At 65.9% G+C, this 17,961-nt stretch carries 15 protein-coding genes; 6 read left to right on the top strand and 9 right to left on the bottom strand.

Annotation, left to right across the window (positions count from 1 at the left end):
• Positions 1-132 precede the first annotated feature (132 nt).
• The 5 genes from urtA (at position 133) to urtE (ending at position 5,916) form a co-directional block, all read left to right on the top strand.
• The gene (urtA, locus tag PSQ39_RS13940; RefSeq protein ID WP_273927417.1) at positions 133-1,395 is read left to right on the top strand and encodes an urea ABC transporter substrate-binding protein; all 1,263 of its coding nucleotides are present in this window, start codon (positions 133-135) and stop codon (positions 1,393-1,395) included.
• A gap of 114 nt (positions 1,396-1,509) precedes the next feature.
• Positions 1,510-3,087 (top strand): urea ABC transporter permease subunit UrtB, encoded by a 1,578-nt coding sequence (gene urtB / locus PSQ39_RS13935; protein WP_273927416.1) that lies wholly within the window; start codon positions 1,510-1,512, stop codon positions 3,085-3,087.
• 19 nt (positions 3,088-3,106) lie between these two features.
• Positions 3,107-4,255 carry an urea ABC transporter permease subunit UrtC gene (urtC, locus tag PSQ39_RS13930; RefSeq protein ID WP_273927415.1) on the top strand — a complete coding sequence of 383 codons (1,149 nt, stop codon included), beginning with the start codon at positions 3,107-3,109 and terminating at the stop codon, positions 4,253-4,255.
• Positions 4,252-5,133 (top strand): urea ABC transporter ATP-binding protein UrtD, encoded by an 882-nt coding sequence (urtD, locus tag PSQ39_RS13925; RefSeq protein WP_273927414.1) that lies wholly within the window; start codon positions 4,252-4,254, stop codon positions 5,131-5,133. The genes urtC and urtD overlap by 4 nt, the downstream gene beginning before the upstream one ends.
• A gap of 90 nt (positions 5,134-5,223) precedes the next feature.
• Positions 5,224-5,916, top strand: coding sequence for an urea ABC transporter ATP-binding subunit UrtE (urtE, locus tag PSQ39_RS13920; protein WP_273927413.1), 693 nt, complete (start codon positions 5,224-5,226; stop codon positions 5,914-5,916).
• A gap of 37 nt (positions 5,917-5,953) precedes the next feature.
• Here urtE and PSQ39_RS13915 read toward each other — a convergent pair whose 3' ends face one another.
• From PSQ39_RS13915 to PSQ39_RS13900, 4 genes are read right to left on the bottom strand one after another with little or no spacing between them, the layout of a single operon-like run.
• Positions 5,954-6,781 carry an urease accessory protein UreD gene (locus PSQ39_RS13915; protein WP_273927412.1) on the bottom strand — a complete coding sequence of 276 codons (828 nt, stop codon included), beginning with the start codon at positions 6,779-6,781 and terminating at the stop codon, positions 5,954-5,956.
• Between the two features lie 31 nt (positions 6,782-6,812).
• On the bottom strand, positions 6,813-7,262 hold the full coding sequence (locus PSQ39_RS13910; RefSeq protein WP_273927411.1) for a VOC family protein: 450 nt from the start codon (positions 7,260-7,262) through the stop codon (positions 6,813-6,815).
• Entirely contained in the window at positions 7,259-8,257 is a 999-nt protein-coding gene (locus PSQ39_RS13905; protein ID WP_273927410.1) for an isopenicillin N synthase family dioxygenase, read from the bottom strand. Before PSQ39_RS13905 ends, PSQ39_RS13910 begins: the two co-directional genes overlap by 4 nt.
• Before the next feature lie 26 nt (positions 8,258-8,283).
• Entirely contained in the window at positions 8,284-9,324 is a 1,041-nt protein-coding gene (locus tag PSQ39_RS13900; protein WP_273927409.1) for an ABC transporter substrate-binding protein, read from the bottom strand.
• Between the two features lie 566 nt (positions 9,325-9,890).
• Here PSQ39_RS13900 and PSQ39_RS13895 point away from each other — a divergent pair.
• Positions 9,891-10,913 (top strand): isopenicillin N synthase family dioxygenase, encoded by a 1,023-nt coding sequence (locus tag PSQ39_RS13895; protein WP_273927408.1) that lies wholly within the window; start codon positions 9,891-9,893, stop codon positions 10,911-10,913.
• Positions 10,914-11,054: 141 nt separating this feature from the next.
• Here PSQ39_RS13895 and PSQ39_RS13890 read toward each other — a convergent pair whose 3' ends face one another.
• The 5 genes from PSQ39_RS13890 to PSQ39_RS13870 all read right to left on the bottom strand — a co-directional run bounded on the left by PSQ39_RS13890 (position 11,055) and on the right by PSQ39_RS13870 (position 17,885).
• On the bottom strand, positions 11,055-11,828 hold the full coding sequence (locus PSQ39_RS13890) for an ABC transporter permease (protein ID WP_273927407.1): 774 nt from the start codon (positions 11,826-11,828) through the stop codon (positions 11,055-11,057).
• A gap of 22 nt (positions 11,829-11,850) precedes the next feature.
• Positions 11,851-12,690, bottom strand: a complete 840-nt coding sequence (locus PSQ39_RS13885; RefSeq protein WP_273927406.1) for an ABC transporter ATP-binding protein — start codon at positions 12,688-12,690, stop codon at positions 11,851-11,853.
• A 32-nt stretch (positions 12,691-12,722) separates the two neighbouring features.
• Positions 12,723-13,754, bottom strand: a complete 1,032-nt coding sequence (locus PSQ39_RS13880) for an ABC transporter substrate-binding protein (protein ID WP_273927405.1) — start codon at positions 13,752-13,754, stop codon at positions 12,723-12,725.
• 190 nt (positions 13,755-13,944) lie between these two features.
• Entirely contained in the window at positions 13,945-16,245 is a 2,301-nt protein-coding gene (locus PSQ39_RS13875) for an NADP-dependent malic enzyme (protein ID WP_273927404.1), read from the bottom strand.
• A 152-nt stretch (positions 16,246-16,397) separates the two neighbouring features.
• Positions 16,398-17,885, bottom strand: coding sequence for a nucleobase:cation symporter-2 family protein (locus PSQ39_RS13870; protein WP_273927403.1), 1,488 nt, complete (start codon positions 17,883-17,885; stop codon positions 16,398-16,400).
• Positions 17,886-17,961 lie beyond the last annotated feature (76 nt).

Genomic DNA, 17,961 nt, shown 5'->3' with positions numbered 1-17,961 from the left:
CCCACATACGCCACCCGGCGTATTTCTCATACCGCCCATGCTTCCTACGATGACATCCGTCGTCATCGAAAAGGTCACCAGGGGGTGGCTCCAGCGGTGACGGACCGATCCAACCTCAACCGGAGTTTCCTCATGCAACGTCGCTTCACCCTCAAGGCCCTGACCGCTGCCGTCGCGCTCGCAGGCATCACCGCCATCCCGGCCCACGCTGCCGACACCATCAAGGTCGGCGTGCTGCACAGCCTGTCGGGCACCATGGCCATCTCGGAAACCGTGTTGAAAGACACCGTGTTGATGGCCATTGAAGAAATCAACGCCAAGGGCGGCGTGCTGGGCAAGAAGCTTGAACCCGTGATCGTGGACCCGGCCTCCAACTGGCCCCTGTTCGCGGAAAAGACCAAGCAACTGCTGACCCAAGACAAGGTCAGCGTGATCTTCGGCTGCTGGACCAGCGTGTCGCGCAAGTCGGTGCTGCCCGTGGTGGAAGAACTCAACGGCCTGCTGTTCTACCCGGTGCAGTACGAAGGTGAAGAGCTGTCCAAGAACGTGTTCTACACCGGCGCCGCCCCGAACCAACAAGCCATCCCCGCCGTCGACTACCTGATGAGCAAGGACGGCGGCGCCGCCAAGCGCTGGGTGCTGCTGGGCACCGACTACGTGTACCCCCGCACCACCAACAAGATCCTGCGCGCTTACCTGAAGAGCAAGGGCGTGAAGGAATCGGACATCGACGAGAAGTACACCCCCTTCGGTCACTCTGACTACCAAACCATCGTTGCTGACATCAAGAAGTTCAGCCAAGGTGGCAAGACCGCCGTGGTGTCCACCATCAACGGTGACTCCAACGTGCCGTTCTACAAGGAACTGGGCAACGCGGGCCTGAAGGCCAAGGACGTGCCGGTGGTGGCCTTCTCGGTGGGTGAAGAAGAACTGCGCGGCGTGGACACCAAGCCGCTGGTGGGCCACCTGGCCGCCTGGAACTACTTCATGTCCATCAAGAACCCGACCAATGACGAGTTCATCAAGAAGTGGAGCACCTACGCCAAGGCCAACAACATCGCTGGCCACAAGGACAAGCCGCTGACCAACGACCCGATGGAAGCCACCTACATCGGCATCAACATGTGGAAGCAAGCCGTTGAGAAGGCCAAGTCCACCGACGTGGACAAGGTGATCGCCGCCATGGCCGGCCAAACCTTCAAGGCCCCGAGCGGCATCGTCTCCAAGATGGACGAAAAGAACCACCACCTGCACAAGTCGGTGTTCATCGGCGAAATCAAGGCCGACGGCCAATTCAACGTGGTCTGGAAGACCCCGGGCCCGGTCAAGGCCAAGCCTTGGAGCCCCTTCATCGAAGGTAACGAAAAGAAGGCCGACGAGCCCGCCAAGAAGTAAGTGAACCGGCCCCCAGCCTGGGGGCCACCGGACCTGCGACCCGCCTTGCAGGTCACCCGGGCGCTGTGCTGGCCAAGATACGGCACAGCGCCCCACCCAGACCCCCGAGGCGCCATGCTGACCCGACTCCTTTTCTCCCTCGCTGCCCTGCTGGCAGCCTGCCAGGTTCATGCCCTGGAACCCGCTGTGGCCCTGTCGCTGGTCAGCGGAGAGACCGACGCCCGCATCGAGGCGCTGGCCAAAGCGACGGCGACACCCGACGACAAAACCGCTGCCCTGATCCAGGCCCTGGCCGACGATGCCGTCAAGGTCAAAGGCCAACAGGTGTGGCTGATCCAAAAAGACGGGCAAGGCCTGGACCCGGTCACCGGCACCGCGTCGCCGGTGGCCGAAGACGCTGAAGACGTCATCAACAACAACCGCATGCGCGGCGAGATCGACGCCGCGCTGGCCGCGCTCAAGCTGTTCTCGACGGACGAGAAGCTGCGCCGCGAGGCCGTCAAAACCCTGGAATCCGAAACCGACGAAGCCCGCCTGCCGCTGATCGAAAAAGCCCTGGCCGCCGAGTCGGTGGCCGCGCTCAAAGCCCAGCTCAGCGTGGTGCGCGCCCGCATCCTGCTGGGCAGCAGCGACCCCGCCCGCCGCCTGGAGGCAGCGCGCCTGCTCGGTGACAGCCACAACGCCAGCACCAAGACGGTGTTGGTCGAGCGCCTGAAAGAAGAAAGCGATGTCGCCGTCAAGAGCGCCATCCAACGCTCGCTGCAAAACATCGAGGCCTCCCTGGTCTGGAGCGACCGCCTGGGGGCCTTGTTCTCGGGCATCAGCCTGGGCTCCATCCTGCTGCTGGTCGCCTTGGGCCTGGCCATCACCTACGGCCTGATGGGCGTGATCAACATGGCCCACGGCGAGCTGATGATGATTGGCGCCTACGCCACCTACGTGGTGCAGGGCCTGTTCCAAAAATACCTGCCCGGTGCCTTTGACTGGTACTTGCTGGCCGCGGTGCCGGCGTCCTTCCTGGCTTCGGCCCTGATGGGCGCGGCGCTGGAGCGCAGCGTGCTGCGTTTCCTGTACGGCCGCCCCCTGGAAACCCTGCTCGCCACCTGGGGCATCAGCCTGATGCTGATGCAGCTGGTGCGCACGATTTTCGGGGCGCAGAACGTGGGCGTTGAAAACCCCAGCTGGATGAGTGGCGGCGTGCTGCTCATGGGCAATCTGCAGCTGCCCTGGAACCGCATCATCATCATCGCCTTCGCCGCCGCCGTGCTGCTGGGCATGGCCTTCCTGATCGGCAAGACGCGCCTGGGCCTGTTTGTGCGCGGCGTGACGCAGAACCGCCCGATCGCCTCCTGCATGGGCGTCAACACCGCTCGCATCGACACCTACGCTTTTGCCCTGGGCTCGGGCATCGCCGGCCTGGCGGGCTGTGCGCTGAGCCAGGTGGGCAATGTGGGCCCGGACCTGGGCCAGGGCTACATCGTGGATTCGTTCATGGTGGTGGTGCTGGGCGGGGTCGGCCAACTCGCCGGCACCGTGTACGCGGCGCTGGGCCTGGGCATCCTGAACAAGTTTCTTGAGGGCTTCGCCGGGGCCGTGCTGGCCAAGATCGCGGTCCTTGTTTTCATCATCGTCTTCATTCAGAAGCGCCCGCAAGGCATCTTCGCGATGAAGGGCCGCTCTGCAGAAGCCTGAAGGAGCGCAGCAAATGACCATGACCTCCACCTCTTCGACCCCGACGTCTGCCGCCACGTCCTCCCGCTTTGCCTTGCCGGCGCCCGCGCCGCTGCTGTCCGGCGCGGGTTGGGGGGCCTTCCTGCTGGCGCTGATCGTGGTGTGCGCCATCGCCCCGGTGCTCAACCTGATGGTGCCCGCAGACAGCGCCTTTCACCTCAGTGACTACGCCGTGGCCTTGATCGGCAAGATCATGTGCTACGCCATCGTGGCCTTGGCCATGGACCTGATCTGGGGCTACACCGGCATTCTGAGCCTGGGCCACGGCCTGTTCTTTGCGCTGGGCGGCTATGTGATGGGCATGTACCTGATGCGCCAGATTGGCCGCGACGGCAACTACAAAAGCGATCTGCCCGATTTCATGGTCTTTCTCGACTGGAAGACTTTGCCCTGGCACTGGACCTTTTCGGACAGCTTCGTCGCCACCTTGATCCTGATCGTGTTGGTGCCCGGTCTGGTGGCCCTGGTGTTTGGCTTCTTCGCCTTCCGCTCGCGCATCAAGGGGGTGTACTTCTCCATCATCACCCAGGCCATGACCTTTGCCGCCATGCTGCTGTTCTTCCGCAACGAGACCGGCTTTGGGGGCAACAACGGCTTCACCGATTTCAAGCGCATCCTGGGCTTGCCGATCGCCACCCCCAGCATGCGCATGACCCTGTTTGTGCTCACTGGCTTGACCTTGCTGGGCTTCTTCTTGATGGCGCGCTGGTTGATCCGCTCCAAGTTTGGTCGTGTGCTGCAGGCCATCCGCGATGCGGAAAGCCGCGTCATGTTCTCGGGCTACAACCCGCTGCCCTACAAGCTCACCATCTGGACCCTGTCGGCCGTGATGTGCGGCGTGGCGGGCGCTTTGTACGTGCCCCAGGTGGGCATCATCAACCCGGGTGAAATGAGCACGGCCGCCTCCATCGAGATGGCGGTGTGGGCGGCGGTGGGCGGTCGCGCCACGCTGATTGGCCCGGTGATCGGGGCCTTCATTGTCAACGGCGCCAAGAGCTGGCTGACCGTCACGGCACCCGAGTTCTGGCTGTATTTCCTGGGCGCGCTGTTCATTGCCGTGACCCTGTACCTGCCGCAAGGGGTGGTGGGTTTGGTGACCAAGAAGTTTCGTGAAGGGGGCGCCAAATGACGCCAGATCTGTTGGAGCAGGGCGCGCGCCGCGCGCAAGACCGCTTGGCCGCCTTGAAGGCCGAGAAGAGCAACACCGAGTCCGGTGGCCGCAGTGCCGGCTTTGGCCGGGTGGTGAGCCAGGGCGAGGTCGATGTGAGCCACGGCCGCATCCTGTACCTGGAAGATGTGTCGGTGAGCTTTGATGGGTTCAAGGCCATCAACAAGCTGTCGCTGGACATCGCGCCGGGCGAGCTGCGCTGCATCATTGGGCCCAACGGCGCGGGCAAGACCACGATGATGGACATCATCACAGGCAAGACCCGGCCGGACGAGGGCCAGGTGTTCTTTGGCAGCACGATTGATTTGCTGCGTTACCGCGAAGCCGAGATCGCCCAGTTGGGCATTGGGCGCAAGTTCCAGAAGCCGACCGTGTTCGAGCATCTGACCGTGTTTGAGAACCTGGAGCTGGCGTTGAAGACCCACAAGGGTGTGCGCGCCTCGATGTTCTTCCGTTTGGATTCAGCGCAGAAAGACCGACTGGCCGAGGTGCTGCACACCATTCACCTGGCCGAGCATGTGACGCGCTTGTCGGGCAATTTGAGTCACGGGCAAAAGCAGTGGCTCGAGATCGGCATGTTGCTGATGCAAGACCCCAAGCTGCTGTTGCTGGACGAGCCCGTGGCGGGCATGACCGACGAAGAAACCGCGCGCACGGCGGAGCTGTTTTTGACGCTCAAGGGCAAGCATTCGCTGATGGTGGTGGAGCACGACATGAGCTTCATCCGGACCATCTCTGACATCGTCACCGTGCTGTGTGATGGCTCCGTGTTGGCCCAGGGGACGCTGGACCAAGTGCAGGCCGATGAGCGCGTGATCGAGGTTTACCTCGGGCGGTGATCCACAGAACCCACAGCGCGAAGCGAGGGGCTGCGCCCCATTGGCTCCCCTGCCACCACGACCTCACCTCAACCCGACTAGCCTGCCACCATGCTGACCGTCAAAAACATCAACCAGTACTACGGCGGCTCCCACATCCTGCGTGACGTGAGCCTGCAAACCACCCCCGGCAAAGTCACCGTGCTGCTGGGCCGCAACGGCGTGGGCAAGACCACCTTGCTCAAAAGCCTGATGGGCCTGGTGCCCATCAAGACCGGCAGCATCGAGTTCAACGGCCAGGCCATCGAAAAAGCCACGCCCTACGAGCGCGCCCGCGCCGGCATCGGCTTTGTGCCCCAAGGCCGTGAAATCTTTGCCCGCCTCACCGTGGAAGAAAACTTGCGCATGGGCCTGGCCTACAAAAGCGGCAGCACCCCCGTGCCCGCCGAGCTGTATGAGCTCTTCCCTGTGCTCAAGCAAATGCTGCACCGCCGAGGCGGCGACCTGTCGGGCGGGCAACAGCAGCAGCTGGCCATCGCGCGCGCCCTGGCCGCCGGCCCCAAGTTGCTGATCCTCGATGAACCCACCGAAGGCATTCAGCCCAGCATCATCAAGGACATCGGCCGCGTCATCCGCATGTTGGCCGACCGTGGCGAGATGGCCATCCTGCTGTGCGAGCAGTACTACGACTTCGCCGAAGAACTGGCCGACGATTACCTGGTGATGGAACGCGGCGAGGTCATCGCGCGCGGCCCCGGCAGTGAGATGGCTGAAAAAGGCGTGCGTCAACTGGTCGCCATCTGAGGCTCAAGCTGGTGGGCGACACCGCCCACTGAATGGATCACATCGCCCAGATGCGGGGCGGCGTGGCGGGCAACTGCCACAGGCCTGCGCGCCAACTGGCCCACACGGCGCGCAGCAATTGCATCACCGGCTCCACCTGCGGGCCCAGCACCCGCACCACCATCACCTGGTCGTTGGGGCAGGTGGCACCCGCCAGGTCGCGCAAGGTGTGCGGCTCCAGCGCGTGGCGCGCCAGGTCCAAACCCAGTTCGCGGCGTTCGCGGCTCAGCGCACTGCCGGCGATGAAAAACAAGGAACCCACACAGCGCTGACCAGCCAGGCCCAGCGGACTTTGCAGCAGGCGGTGGTCGCTGGCGGCGATGCGCCCGCGTTCCAGCCACACCCCATCCAGCTCAATGTGCTGGGCAAACTCACCTTGCTCAAACGGCTGCTTGGCGTGTGGCAGGCCCAGGGCCGTGATGTCCCAGCCCATCATCTCGGCACCGGGCGCCAGGCGCAGGTGCAGCTCGTTGCGCGCCAGGCACTGGTTGTAGGCAATGGCCTCCAGCGGCAGCCACTCCAGGCGCGCGCCGGCGGCCAAGTCCAGGCGCGCGCGCTGCAAAGCGGGCTCGCCCAGGGATCGGTAAAAGCGCGTCGCCCCTGGGGTGGTCACCAGGCCATGCGCGCCCTCGGCCACCTGCACCGTGATGTCCAGCGTGTCACCGCCGACCAGCCCCCCCGGCGGGTGCACCAGCACGTTGTGGCAAATCGGCCCTTCGGGGTAGAGGCTTTGCAGAATCCGCAACGGGCCGTCGTGTTGAAAACGGGCCGCAGTGCGTTGGGCTTCAAAGGTGTATTGGAGATCGAGTCGGGCGTGCCAGGACATGGGGTCGAGTGTAGGGGAGCGCTGTGCCGTCTCAGGCCTGGGTGGTGTCTTGGGGCCGAGGAAATGCGGGCTTTTCGACGCCCTCGGGCAGGTGTTCGGTGCTGAGCCGGAAGGCATGGCCTTGTGGGTCGGCCAGTACCGCCTGCCATTGCCCGTAGTAGGTCGCATAGGGTGGCTTGAGCACTTGCCCGCCCAAGGCACCGACCCGCCCGGCGGCTTCGCTGACCTCGGCCGGGGTGGTGAGCATGAAGGTCGCATAGGCCGTCACGGGCGGCAGGGTCCCGGGCAGGGGCTCCCGGCCTTGCAGGCCCAGCAAGCCATAGGCGGGCAGGGCGTTGAAGCCCAGCTCGAAAGCCTCGCAGGCCAAGGCCCGGTAGATGGGGGAGCGGCTGGCGGTGGCCTCGGGCAAGCCCAGCAGGGCTTGGTAGAACAGCATCAAGGCCTGGGGATCGGGGCACAGCAGGTTGAACCAGAGTCTCATGGGCTGGGGGCGGTCGGGGCCCAAGTCTTGGCCTGGGGTGCGTAGGTTTTGAGGTACATCTGGCGCAGGTGCTCGCCGGCGGTGCAGGGCTCAAACAGCGGGGGGGTGCCAGGCGCCACGGTGCCGGGCACCGGGGTGATCGGGGCCAGGTAGTCGGGTTCGTAGAAGAAGGGGATCGAGTAGCGCGCCGCGCCCCCGGAGTGGCGGTTGCGCACCCGGTGCGGGTTGGAGTGGTAGCACCCATTGGTCCAGCGTGGAATCATGTCGCCCAGGTTGACCACCAGGGTGCCAGGCAGGGGCGTGGCGTCGACCCAGTCACCGCTGGGCGTGCAGACCTCCAGGCCGCCGTGGTGGTCCTGCGCCAGCAGGGTCAGGGCGCCCCAGTCGGTGTGGGCGCCGGCGCCAAAGGTGTGCTCATCCGCCCCCGGTGGGTGGGGCGGGTAGCGCACCAGGCGCAGGGTGACCATGGGGCTGCCGTCGGCGGCGTCAAAGTAGTTCTCTGGCAAGTCCAGCGACAAGGCCATCAGCTGCATCAAGCGCCGTGACAGGGCCAGCATGGCCTGCATGTAGGCCTCGCATTGGGTTGGCGCGTCGGGCAGTTGGGCGGGCCATTGGTTGTGGCCATAGGTTTGGTAGCCGGCGCGCACATAGGGGTGCTCCTCGGGGTAGGCCAGGCCGCAATAAAAACTTTCTTTGAGGTCGGGGTGGGCGTTGGCGTCCAGGGTCTGAGCGCCCAGCGCTTCGAAGCCGCGCGAGGAGGGCGAATGCCGGATCGACAAGGCCTCGCGCACGGCCGGTGGCAGGGTCAGCAGCTGTTCGGCGAGGGTAAATTGCTGCGCGATCAGGGCTTCGGGCACGCCGTGCCGGCGCACATAGAAAAAGCCCGAGTCCTGGGCGGCGGCGCGGAACTGGCGCGCCACCTCGGCGCTGCGCGGCGCCCCGGGCGTCAGCGCGTCGTGGAGGTCCAGGATCGGGAGCTGGGGGGCGGTGGGCATGGCGGGCTCCGGGGCGGTCTCGGCGCTCAGGCCTTGAGTTTGCGGTCGGCGGCGACGGGCAAAAAGCGGTCGGTCCAGAACTCGGCCTGGGTGGGCGCGCCCTTGAGGCCAAAGGCCGCCACGGTCTCGTCCAGCGTGGCTTGCAAGCGCGCCGGGGTGGCTGCGCCCCAGCCGTTGGCGCGGGTGTCGGCGGTCTTCATGGTGCCGTCCACGATCAGCTTGAGGCGCTCGAACTCCAGCTCCTCATTGGCCAAAGGCTCGCGCGCCTTGATGGCGGCCGCCCCCGCGCGCGGGTCGGCCATGACCTCGATCCAGCCCCGGGTGGTGGCTTTGACAAAGGCCTTCATGGCCTCGGGGTGGTCTTGCAGGCTCTTGGGGTTGGCCACCAGGCCGTTGCCGTAGGACTTCAGGCCCAGCTCCGAGTAGCGGAACACGGTCAACTGGTCCGCCGACAGGCCGCGCGCCTTGAGGTTGAGCAGGCCGGTGAAGAAGAAGTAAGCCGCACCATCGAAGTCGCCCTTGGCAAAGCGCGTGTCGCCGATGTCGGGCGTGACGTTCTCCCACTTCACGCCGCTGGGGTCAAAGCCCTGCGCCTTGGCCCAGGCCGGGAACAGTTTGCGCGAGGCGTTGAAGGGTTGGCCCAGCAAGGTCTTGCCCGCCAGGTCGGCAGGCTTCTTGATCGCGCTGTCCTTGCGCACGATGATCGAGTTCGGGTTCAGGTCGTACTGGATGGCCACCGCTTGCAGCGCGGCTTGCGGGTTGGCGACGTTGAATTCGATCAGGGTCGACAGGTCGGCCGACGCCACGTCATACGCACCGCTGCCCACCAGGCTGATGGCGGCGGCCGAGCCATTGCCGGTGTCGATGGCCACGTCCAGGCCCAGGTCCTTGTAGTAGCCGCGCTGCTGGGCCAGCAAGAAGCCGGCACCCGAGGCCTCGATCTTCCAGCCCAAATTGAACTTGAATTTGTGCAGCGAGCCTTGGGCCCGCACCCAGGGGCTGGCCAGGCTGCTGGCGATGGCCAAAGGGGCGGCGGCGCTGGCGCGCAAAAGGGAACGGCGTTGCATAGAGAGGTCACTCCTGGGTAGGCGTTGGGATGCGGTGCTGCAGCGCCTCACCACCGGGCCACCAAGCGCCTGCGCAGGCCCTTGAAGACATGGCAGTGCGCGTGGGGTAGCCCACGGCAGCAGCACCTGACTTCAAGAGCAATTTCCGGACGGCCAGGCCGCTGAACGCTTCTACTCTTGGCGGGGACCGGTTGCAGCTTCCGTGCCACCCGCACAGGCCCCGTGGCGCGTGGCGCAGGCACTGGGATGAGGCCTGCTGCGCCAGGCTGGTGCGTGACCTGAACTGGATCCCCCCCGCCAGCGCGTTGAGGGGCGTAATTGGCTGGCCTGGAACCTGCTTGTTGCTCGGCAAGAGTAGAAGCGTTCAGTTGCGCAGACCCCTGGCCCGTTGGCCCAGCAGGGGCGGCGCACACCGGGAATTGCTCTTGAGGCCCCCGCTGGGCTGCCCCTTGGGGCGGCTGCGGTCTTGGCCTCAGGTGGCTTTCCGGCCCCCGGTGCCTGCCGGGGCGGAGGGGCTCTGAGGCGGGGGCTTGGTTTTGTCCCAACTGCTTGATGAGGATCCCTGAATGAACACCGCCACCCTGACCCCCCAACCCGCCACCGCCGGCGCCTCGGCCCAGTCCGAGCTGGCCAAAGAGTCGCGCATGGGCGCCCTGGGCCAAGAGAATGCACAGCGCGACATACGCCGCATCTCCCTGGCCGACTACGCCCAGCGCAAGGCCGAGATTGCCCAGCAACTGTGGGACGCCTCGGTCGATGTGGGCTTTTTCCAGATCGTCGACCACGGCATCGACCTGGCCCGTGTGCGCGAGGCTTTTGCCATGTCCGAGCGCTTCTTTGCCTTGCCCGAGGCCGTCAAGGCCCAGTACCCGCACCAGAAGGCCAACAACGTGGGGTGGGAGTCCAAGGCCCAGGTGCGGCCCAGCACCGGCACGCCGGACCAAAAAGAGTCCTACCAAATCACGCGTCCGCACATGAGTGGCCTGTGGCCCAGCGAGGCCGAGTTGGCGAACTTCCAGTCCACCCTGCTGGCCTTCGAGGCCCAGTGCTGGGGCGTGGGCATGCAGGTGCTGTCTTGTTTTGCTGACCGGCTGGGGTTGGCCTCTGACTTTTTCACCGGGGCCCACGACCCGGCCTGCGACCAGTACCAAAGCACGCTGCGCCTGCTGCACTACTACCCGATTGCGCCCGAAGCCCAGGCCCATCTGGGCCTGTGGCGCGCCGGGGCCCACACCGACTTTGACTGCCTGACCCTGCTGTTCCAGCGCCCCGGCCAGGGCGGTCTGCAGGTCTGCCCGGGCAAGGAGATGGACTCGCAGGCCTGGACCTCGGTCGAGCCCGACGAGGCCGCCATCACCTGCAACATCGGCGACATGCTGATGCGCTGGAGCGACGACCAATTGCCCTCCAACTTCCACCGCGTGAAGAACCCGGTGCCCGGTGAGTTCATGGGCTCGCGCTACAGCCTGGCCTTCTTTTGCCAGGCCAACCGCGACGCGGTGATCGAAGGACCCGGCCGGAAGTACCCGGCCATCACGGCGGGCGACTACCTCAAGCAGCGCGTGGCGGCCAACTTCAAGCCGTATTGAGGGCGTCGGCGCGGCGGGCCCGGTGGGGTCCGCTGCGCCCATGAAAAACCCCGGCACCGAGACGGGGCTCAGGCCGGGGTGGGGGGAGGCTGCAGCGCGGGCGCCGCGCGGGATGGCTCAATCCATCAATCAGTCACTGACTCACTCGCCCTGCGAGCCCCGGTGCGCCCAGCCGGTGGTGCGCTTTTCGATCAGGCTGAACAGCTCGTACATGGCCATGGCCATGGCACCCACCACCAGCAGGCCGGCAAAGGCCAAGCCCATTTGCATGGCCGAGCCGGCGCTGATCAGCAGGTAGCCAATGCCTTCGTTGGCGGCGGTCATTTCTGACACCGTGGTGCCGACAAAAGCCAGCGTGATGGCGACCTTGAGCGAGCCATAAAAGTAGGGCATGGAGCGCGGCAGGCCCACCTTCATCAGCACGTCCCAGCGGCGCGCGCCCAGCACGCGCAGCACGTCTTCAAGTTCGGGCTCCAGCGTGGCCAGGCCGGTGGCAATGTTGACCATGATGGGAAAGAAGCTGATCAGGAAGGCGGTCAGGACGGCCGGGCCCACGCCAATGCCGAACCACACCACCAGGATGGGCACAAAGGCGGCCTTGGGCAGGGCGTTGAAGGCCGTCATCAGCGGGTAGACCGCGGCATAGGCCAGGCGCGAACTGCCGATCACAAAACCCAGCAGCACGCCGACCACGATGGCCAGGCCAAAGCCCGCCATCGTCACCCAGTAGGTGCGCCAGGCGTGGCCCGCGATGATCCACTTGAACTCCATGAACTGGCTGCCAATGCGGGCCGGGCTGGGGAAGATGAATTCCGACACATTGAAGGCCGAGCACAGCAACTGCCAGGCGACCAGCACCGCCAACAGCAGCAGCCAGGGCGACCAGGCTTCGATGAGTTTTTTCTTGTTCGTCATGGCTTGGGGTGTCCCTGCGGGCTCATTGGTTGATCACGGCGCCGGTCTTGCGCAGCGCACCGATGTGGCCGCGCAACTCCAGCACGATGTCGGTGAATTCTTTGGTGTAGGTCAGCTCCAGCTCGCGCGGGCGCGGCAACTCGATGTCGCGCTTGACCACAAAGCGGCCCGGGCTCTTGCTCATCACGTACACGGTGTCGGCCAGGAAGACCGACTCGCGCAGGTCGTGGGTGACCAGGATGACGTTGAATTTCTGCTCGGTCCACAGGTCGCGCAGGATGCACCACAGCTCTTCGCGGGTGAAGGCATCCAGCGCACCGAAGGGTTCGTCGAGCAGCAGCATCTTGGGCTCGTGGATCAGCGCGCGGCAAATGCTGGCGCGCTGCTGCATGCCGCCCGAGAGCTGCCAGGGGAACTTGTCCTCGTAGCCGCCCAGGCCCACCTTCTGCAACAGCGCACGGGCACGGGCTTCGTATTCCTTGCGCTTTTGCTTGAAGGTGGAGCGGTAGGGCTCGACGATCTCCAGCGGCAGCAGCACGTTGTCCACCGTGGTGCGCCAGGGCAGCAGGGACGGGGCCTGGAAGGCCATGCCCGAGATCTTCAGCGGCCCGGTCACGGGCTGGCCGTCGATGAAGATCTTGCCCATCGAGGGCATCTTCAGCCCCGTGGTGAGCTTCATGAAGGTCGATTTGCCGCAACCCGAGGGCCCCACAATGGCAATGAACTCGCCTTGCTTGACCTGCAGGTTGATGCCTTCGACGGCAAAGTGGTTCTGAGCCAGCAACTCATCGTTGTAGGCCAGCCAGACATCGCGGAAGTCCACGAAAGGCGCGGACTCCAGGGGGGCGGGGGCAGTGCTCATGCAGACGGTTCTCGTGGACGGGGCCGGGCGGCTTACTTCTTGGCCGGCAGGATGTTGAGCTCGGCGGCCGAGGGCAGGTAGGCGCTGGTCCAGGCGGTGTCCGGGTTGGCGCGGGTCTTGGTGGCGTAGGCGTCAGACACCTGCGAGGCCATCAGCGACAGGCGTGCCGGGTTGACCTGGCCAAAGCCCTCGCTGCGCGCGTCGGGGCTGTTGATCACGGTGTCGATGGCCAGCTTCAGGCGCCGGGTTTCGAGCTCGGTGTTGATGATGCCGTCGCGCTGCTTCACGTACTCGATGGCGGCTTCGGGCTTGGCGATGACTTCCTTGGCGCCCTTGGCAAAGGCTTGCAGGAAGGCCTTCACGGCGGCCGGGTTCTCCTTGAGGATCTTGGGCGAGGCAATGATGGCGTTGCCGTACAGCTTCACGCCGAAGTCGGCATAGGGCAGCACCACCACGTCCGAGGCCTTGGCGCCGCGCGCTTCCAGGTTGAGCAGCGAGGTGAAGGTGAAGCCGGTGATGGCGTCGATGTCGCCGCGCACCAGCATGGTCTCGCGCAGCGGCGGGTCCATGGCGGTCCATTGCACGGTGCCGACCTGGTTGGCCTTGGCAAAGATGGGGAAGGCGCGGCGGCCGGCGTCAAACACCGGGGCGCCCAGCTTCTTGCCGTTCAGGTCGGCGGGCTTGGTGATGCCGCTTTTCTTGAGCGCCATGACCGAGGCCGGGGTGTTGTTGTAGACCATCATGATGGCCACGGGTTTGTTGGGCGCGTCGGGGTTGTTGGCCTGGAATTCCATCAGCGCGGCCAGGTCGGCAAAGCCCATGTCGTAGCTGCCCGAGGCCACGCGCTGCACCGCGCCACCCGAGCCGTTGCCGGCGTCCACGGTGACGTCGAGCTTGGCGTCCTTGAAGTAGCCCTTGGCGGCCGGCAGCAGGAACAGGGCCGAGGGGCCCTCGAAGCGCCAGTCCAGTTGGAACTTGATCGGCGTGGTTTGCGCCTGGGCGCTGCCCAGGGCGGCGGCAAGGCTGAGGGCAAGGCTGGCTTTGAGGAAAGTGCGTGGCGTCATTCAAGTCTCCAAGGGATGGAGACTCAAAGCAAAAACAGTGCCCGGCACGGCGGGCGCTGGGCCGAGGGCTGCCGGCGAGCGCCCATGAAAAAGCCCCCGGACCTGGCCTCAGGTGCGGGGGCTGAAGGGGGGCGGGCACCCCGCCAGCGCCTTGGGGCTTGGCCCGGGGCGAGCGGTGGCCGGTCGGGGCTCAGGCGCCCTGTTGCACGGCGGCGCCGGCGGCGGCCAGGGCCGTCATGTTGACCACGCGGCGCATGGTCGACGACGGGGTCATGATGTGCGCCGAAGCGGCGGCGCCCAGCAGGATCGGGCCAATGGTCACGCCGTGGCCGCCCGTGGTCTTGAGCACGTTGAACAGGATGTTGGCCGCGTCCAGGTTGGGGCAGATCAGCACATTGGCTTCGCCGGTCAGGCTGCCGTCCATCAGCGCGTTGCCGCGCACCGATTCCGACAGGGCCGCGTCGCCATGCATTTCACCGTCGCACTCGACGTCGGGGGCCAGCTTGGCGAACAGGTCGCGCGCTTGGCGCATCTTGATGGCCGAGGCGCGCTTGGACGAGCCGTAGTTGGAGTGCGACAGGAAAGCCACCTTGGGCGGCAGGCCGAAGCGCTTCACCTCTTCGACCGCCATCAACGCGATGGAGGCCAGTTGCTCGGCATCCGGGTCTTCGTTGATGTAGGTGTCGGCGATGAACAGGGTGTGCTTGTCCAGCATCAGCGCGTTCAGTGCGGCAAAGCCGCTGGCACCTTCTTGAAGGCCCAGGATGTCGCGCACATGCTCCAGGTGGCTGTCGTAACGACCGACCAGGCCGCACAGCATGGCGTCGGCGTCGCCCAGCTTGACCATCAGCGCGGCGATCAAGGTGTTGGAGCGGCGCACGGCGGCCTTGGCAGCTTCGGGCGTGACGCCCTGGCGGCCCATCAGGCGGTGGTAGGTTTCCCAGTACTGGCGGAAGCGCGGGTCGTCTTCGGGGTCGCAGATTTCGACGTCGCGGCCCAGTTGCAGGCGCAGGCCGGCCTTGGCGATGCGCGCGGCGATGACGGCAGGGCGACCGATCAGGATCGGGCGGGCCAGGCCGTCGTCGACGGCGGCCTGGGCGGCGCGCAGCACGCGCTCGTCTTCACCTTCGGCATAGGCCACGCGCTTGTTGGCGGCCTTGGCGGCGGCGAACACCGGGCGCATGAACATGCCGGTGGCGTAGACAAAGCGCGACAGGCTTTCGCGGTAGGCCTCCAGGTCCTCGATCGGGCGCGTGGCCACGCCGGACTCGGCCGCGGCCTTGGCCACGGCGGGGGCGATGCGCAGGATCAGGCGCGCGTCAAACGGCGTCGGGATCAGGTAGTCGGGGCCGAACACCAGCTCCTGGCCCGCGTAGGCGGCGGCCACTTCGTCGCTCATCTCGGCCTTGGCGAGGTCGGCGATTTCGCGCACGCAGGCCTGCTTCATTTCGGCCGTGATCTTGGTCGCGCCGCAGTCCAGTGCACCCCGGAAGATGTAGGGGAAGCACAGCACGTTGTTGACCTGGTTCGGGTAGTCCGAGCGGCCGGTGGCGATGATGCAGTCCGGGCGAATGGCCTTGGCCAGTTCGGGGCGGATTTCGGGTTCGGGGTTGGCCAGGGCCAGGATGATGGGCTGGCGCGCCATGGTCTTGACCATCTCGGCGGTCAGCACGCCCGGGGCCGAGCAGCCCAGGAACACGTCCGCGCCGTTGACCACATCGGCCAGCGTGCGTGCGGCGGTGTCTTGGGCGTAGCGCTGCTTGGAGGCGTCCAGCGTGCCGGGGCGGCCTTGGTAGATCACGCCCTTGGAGTCGACCACAAAGACGTTCTCGCGCTTCACGCCCAGGCCGACCATCACGTCCAGGCAGGCGATGGCGGCGGCACCGGCGCCCGACACCGCGATCTTCACTTCACCGATGGCCTTGTTCACCAGCTCCAGGCCGTTGAGCAGGGCGGCCGACGAGATGATGGCCGTGCCGTGTTGGTCGTCGTGGAAGACGGGGATGTTCAGGCGGTCAGACAGCTGCTTCTCGATGTAGAAGCACTCGGGCGCCTTGATGTCTTCCAAGTTGATGCCACCCAGCGTGGGCTCCAGCGCCGCGATGATCTCGACCAGCTTGTCCGGGTCGCGCTCGGCCAGTTCGATGTCAAACACGTCGACACCCGCGAACTTCTTGAACAGGCAGCCCTTGCCTTCCATCACCGGCTTGCTGGCCAGCGGACCGATGTCGCCCAGGCCCAGCACGGCGGTGCCGTTGGTGATCACACCGACCAGGTTGCCACGCGAGGTGTAGTCCCAGGCCTTGCTCGGATCGGCTTCGATGTCCAAGCAGGGGTAGGCCACGCCCGGCGAGTAGGCCAGGGACAGGTCGCGTTGGTTGGACAGGGGTTTGGTCGGGGTGACGGAGATTTTGCCCCGCACCGGCGTGCGGTGGTATTCACGGGCTGCGTCGCGCAGCGCTTGTTCGGCCGCAGACAAGGTTTTGGTCATTGAATGGTTTTCCTTCGGTGGCGATAGCGGGCTGGGAGCTTACCCCATCCTGACGTCAGGCTGACGCTCGCGGCGCCAGGGCCAGGCCTGGCGAGGGCCCAGCGACAAAGCCCCCAGGGCAGCCTGGGGGCCTTGGTGTGGGGCCGGGGGCCTCAATGGGCGTCGGCCTGCTTGGCCGCGGCGATGGTGGCTTGGTCGTCTTGCTTGGCGCCGTTGAAGAACAGGTTGAGCAGCACGGCGCAGACGGTGGCCAGCAAAATGCCCGACTCGATCAGCGGGTGGATGGCGTGTGGCATCCACTGGCGGAAGTTGGGGGCCAGCAGCGGGATCATGCCCACGCCCACCGAGATGGCGACGATCAGGGCGTTGAAGCGGTTGGTCTTGAAGTCCACCCCGCCCAGGATGCGGATGCCGGTGGTGGCCACCATGCCAAACATCACCAGGCCTGCGCCGCCCAGCACCACGGTGGGCAGGGACTCGACCAGCGCCGCCATCTTGGGCAGCAGGCCCAGCACGATCAGGATCACGCCGCCGGCCACGCAGACAAAGCGGCTGCGCACGCCCGTCACCGCCACCAGGCCCACGTTCTGCGAGAAGCTGGTGTAGGGGAAGGTGTTGAAGATGCCCCCGATCAAGGTGCCCAGGCCATCTGTGCGCAGGCCCGCTGTCAGGGCCTTGTTGCTGACCGGGCGGTCCGTCATGTCCCCCAGGGCCAGGAACATGCCGGTGGACTCGATCATCACCACCAGCATCACCACCGTCATGGTGATGACCATGATGGGGTCGAACACCGGGGTGGCGATCTCGAAGGGCAGCACGATGTCGAACCAGGCGGCCTTGCCGACCTTGTCGAAGTTCATCATGCCCAAGGCCACCGAGACCACGCCGCCGATGACGATGCCCAGCAGCACCGAGATGTTGGCGGCAAAGCCCTTGGCGTACTTGGTGATCAGCAGGATGGAAGCCAGCACCAGGGCGGCCACGCCCACGCCCATCAGGTCGGCGTATTTGGGATTGGGCACCGTGGGCAGAATGGCCAGGCCCTTGGGCAGGGCGGGCAGGGCCGAGCCAGGGGCGGCCGCCAGTTTGCCGGCTTCGGCGAGCCAGCGCAGGTGCTCCGGGTCGGGCACGCTGGGGGCGGTGGGGCCCACGGGGTTACCGAAGATCCAGTTGATGCCTACGCGCATCAGGCTGACCCCGATGACCAGGATCAGCGTGCCCGTGACCACGGGCGGGAAGAAGCGCAGCAGGCGGCTGACGATGGGGGCGATCAAGATGGATATCAGCCCGGCCCCGATGATGGCGCCGAAAATCAGCTGCGCCCCCGCTTGCCCGGGGTGGCTGCCAGCAATGGCGACCATGGGGCCCACCGATGCAAAGGTCACGCCCATCATCACCGGCAGGCGGATGCCAAACCACTGTGTGGCGCCCAGCGACTGGATCAGCGTGACCAGGCCGCAGCAAAACAGATCGGCCGAGATCAGCATGGCCACCTGCTGCGGGTCGAGCTTGAGAGCGCGGCCCACGATCAGGGGCACGGCGATGGCCCCCGCGTACATGACCAGCACATGCTGCAGGCCGAGCGCGGCCAGGCGGTTGAGGGGTAGGCGTTCGTCGACGGGATGGACCGCTGAATTCATGCTGAGTTCCTTGAGGGCTGGAAAAGGGCGGGCCTCTGAACCTGCAACCGCCGCAACACAACGCCGCACACTTCGT

This window comes from Curvibacter microcysteis (genome assembly GCF_028649455.1).
GTDB lineage: Bacteria > Pseudomonadota > Gammaproteobacteria > Burkholderiales > Burkholderiaceae_C > Curvibacter > Curvibacter microcysteis.
The sequence above is the reverse complement of the archived record's forward strand: the minus strand, read 5'-3'. Positions and strand labels throughout refer to the sequence as shown.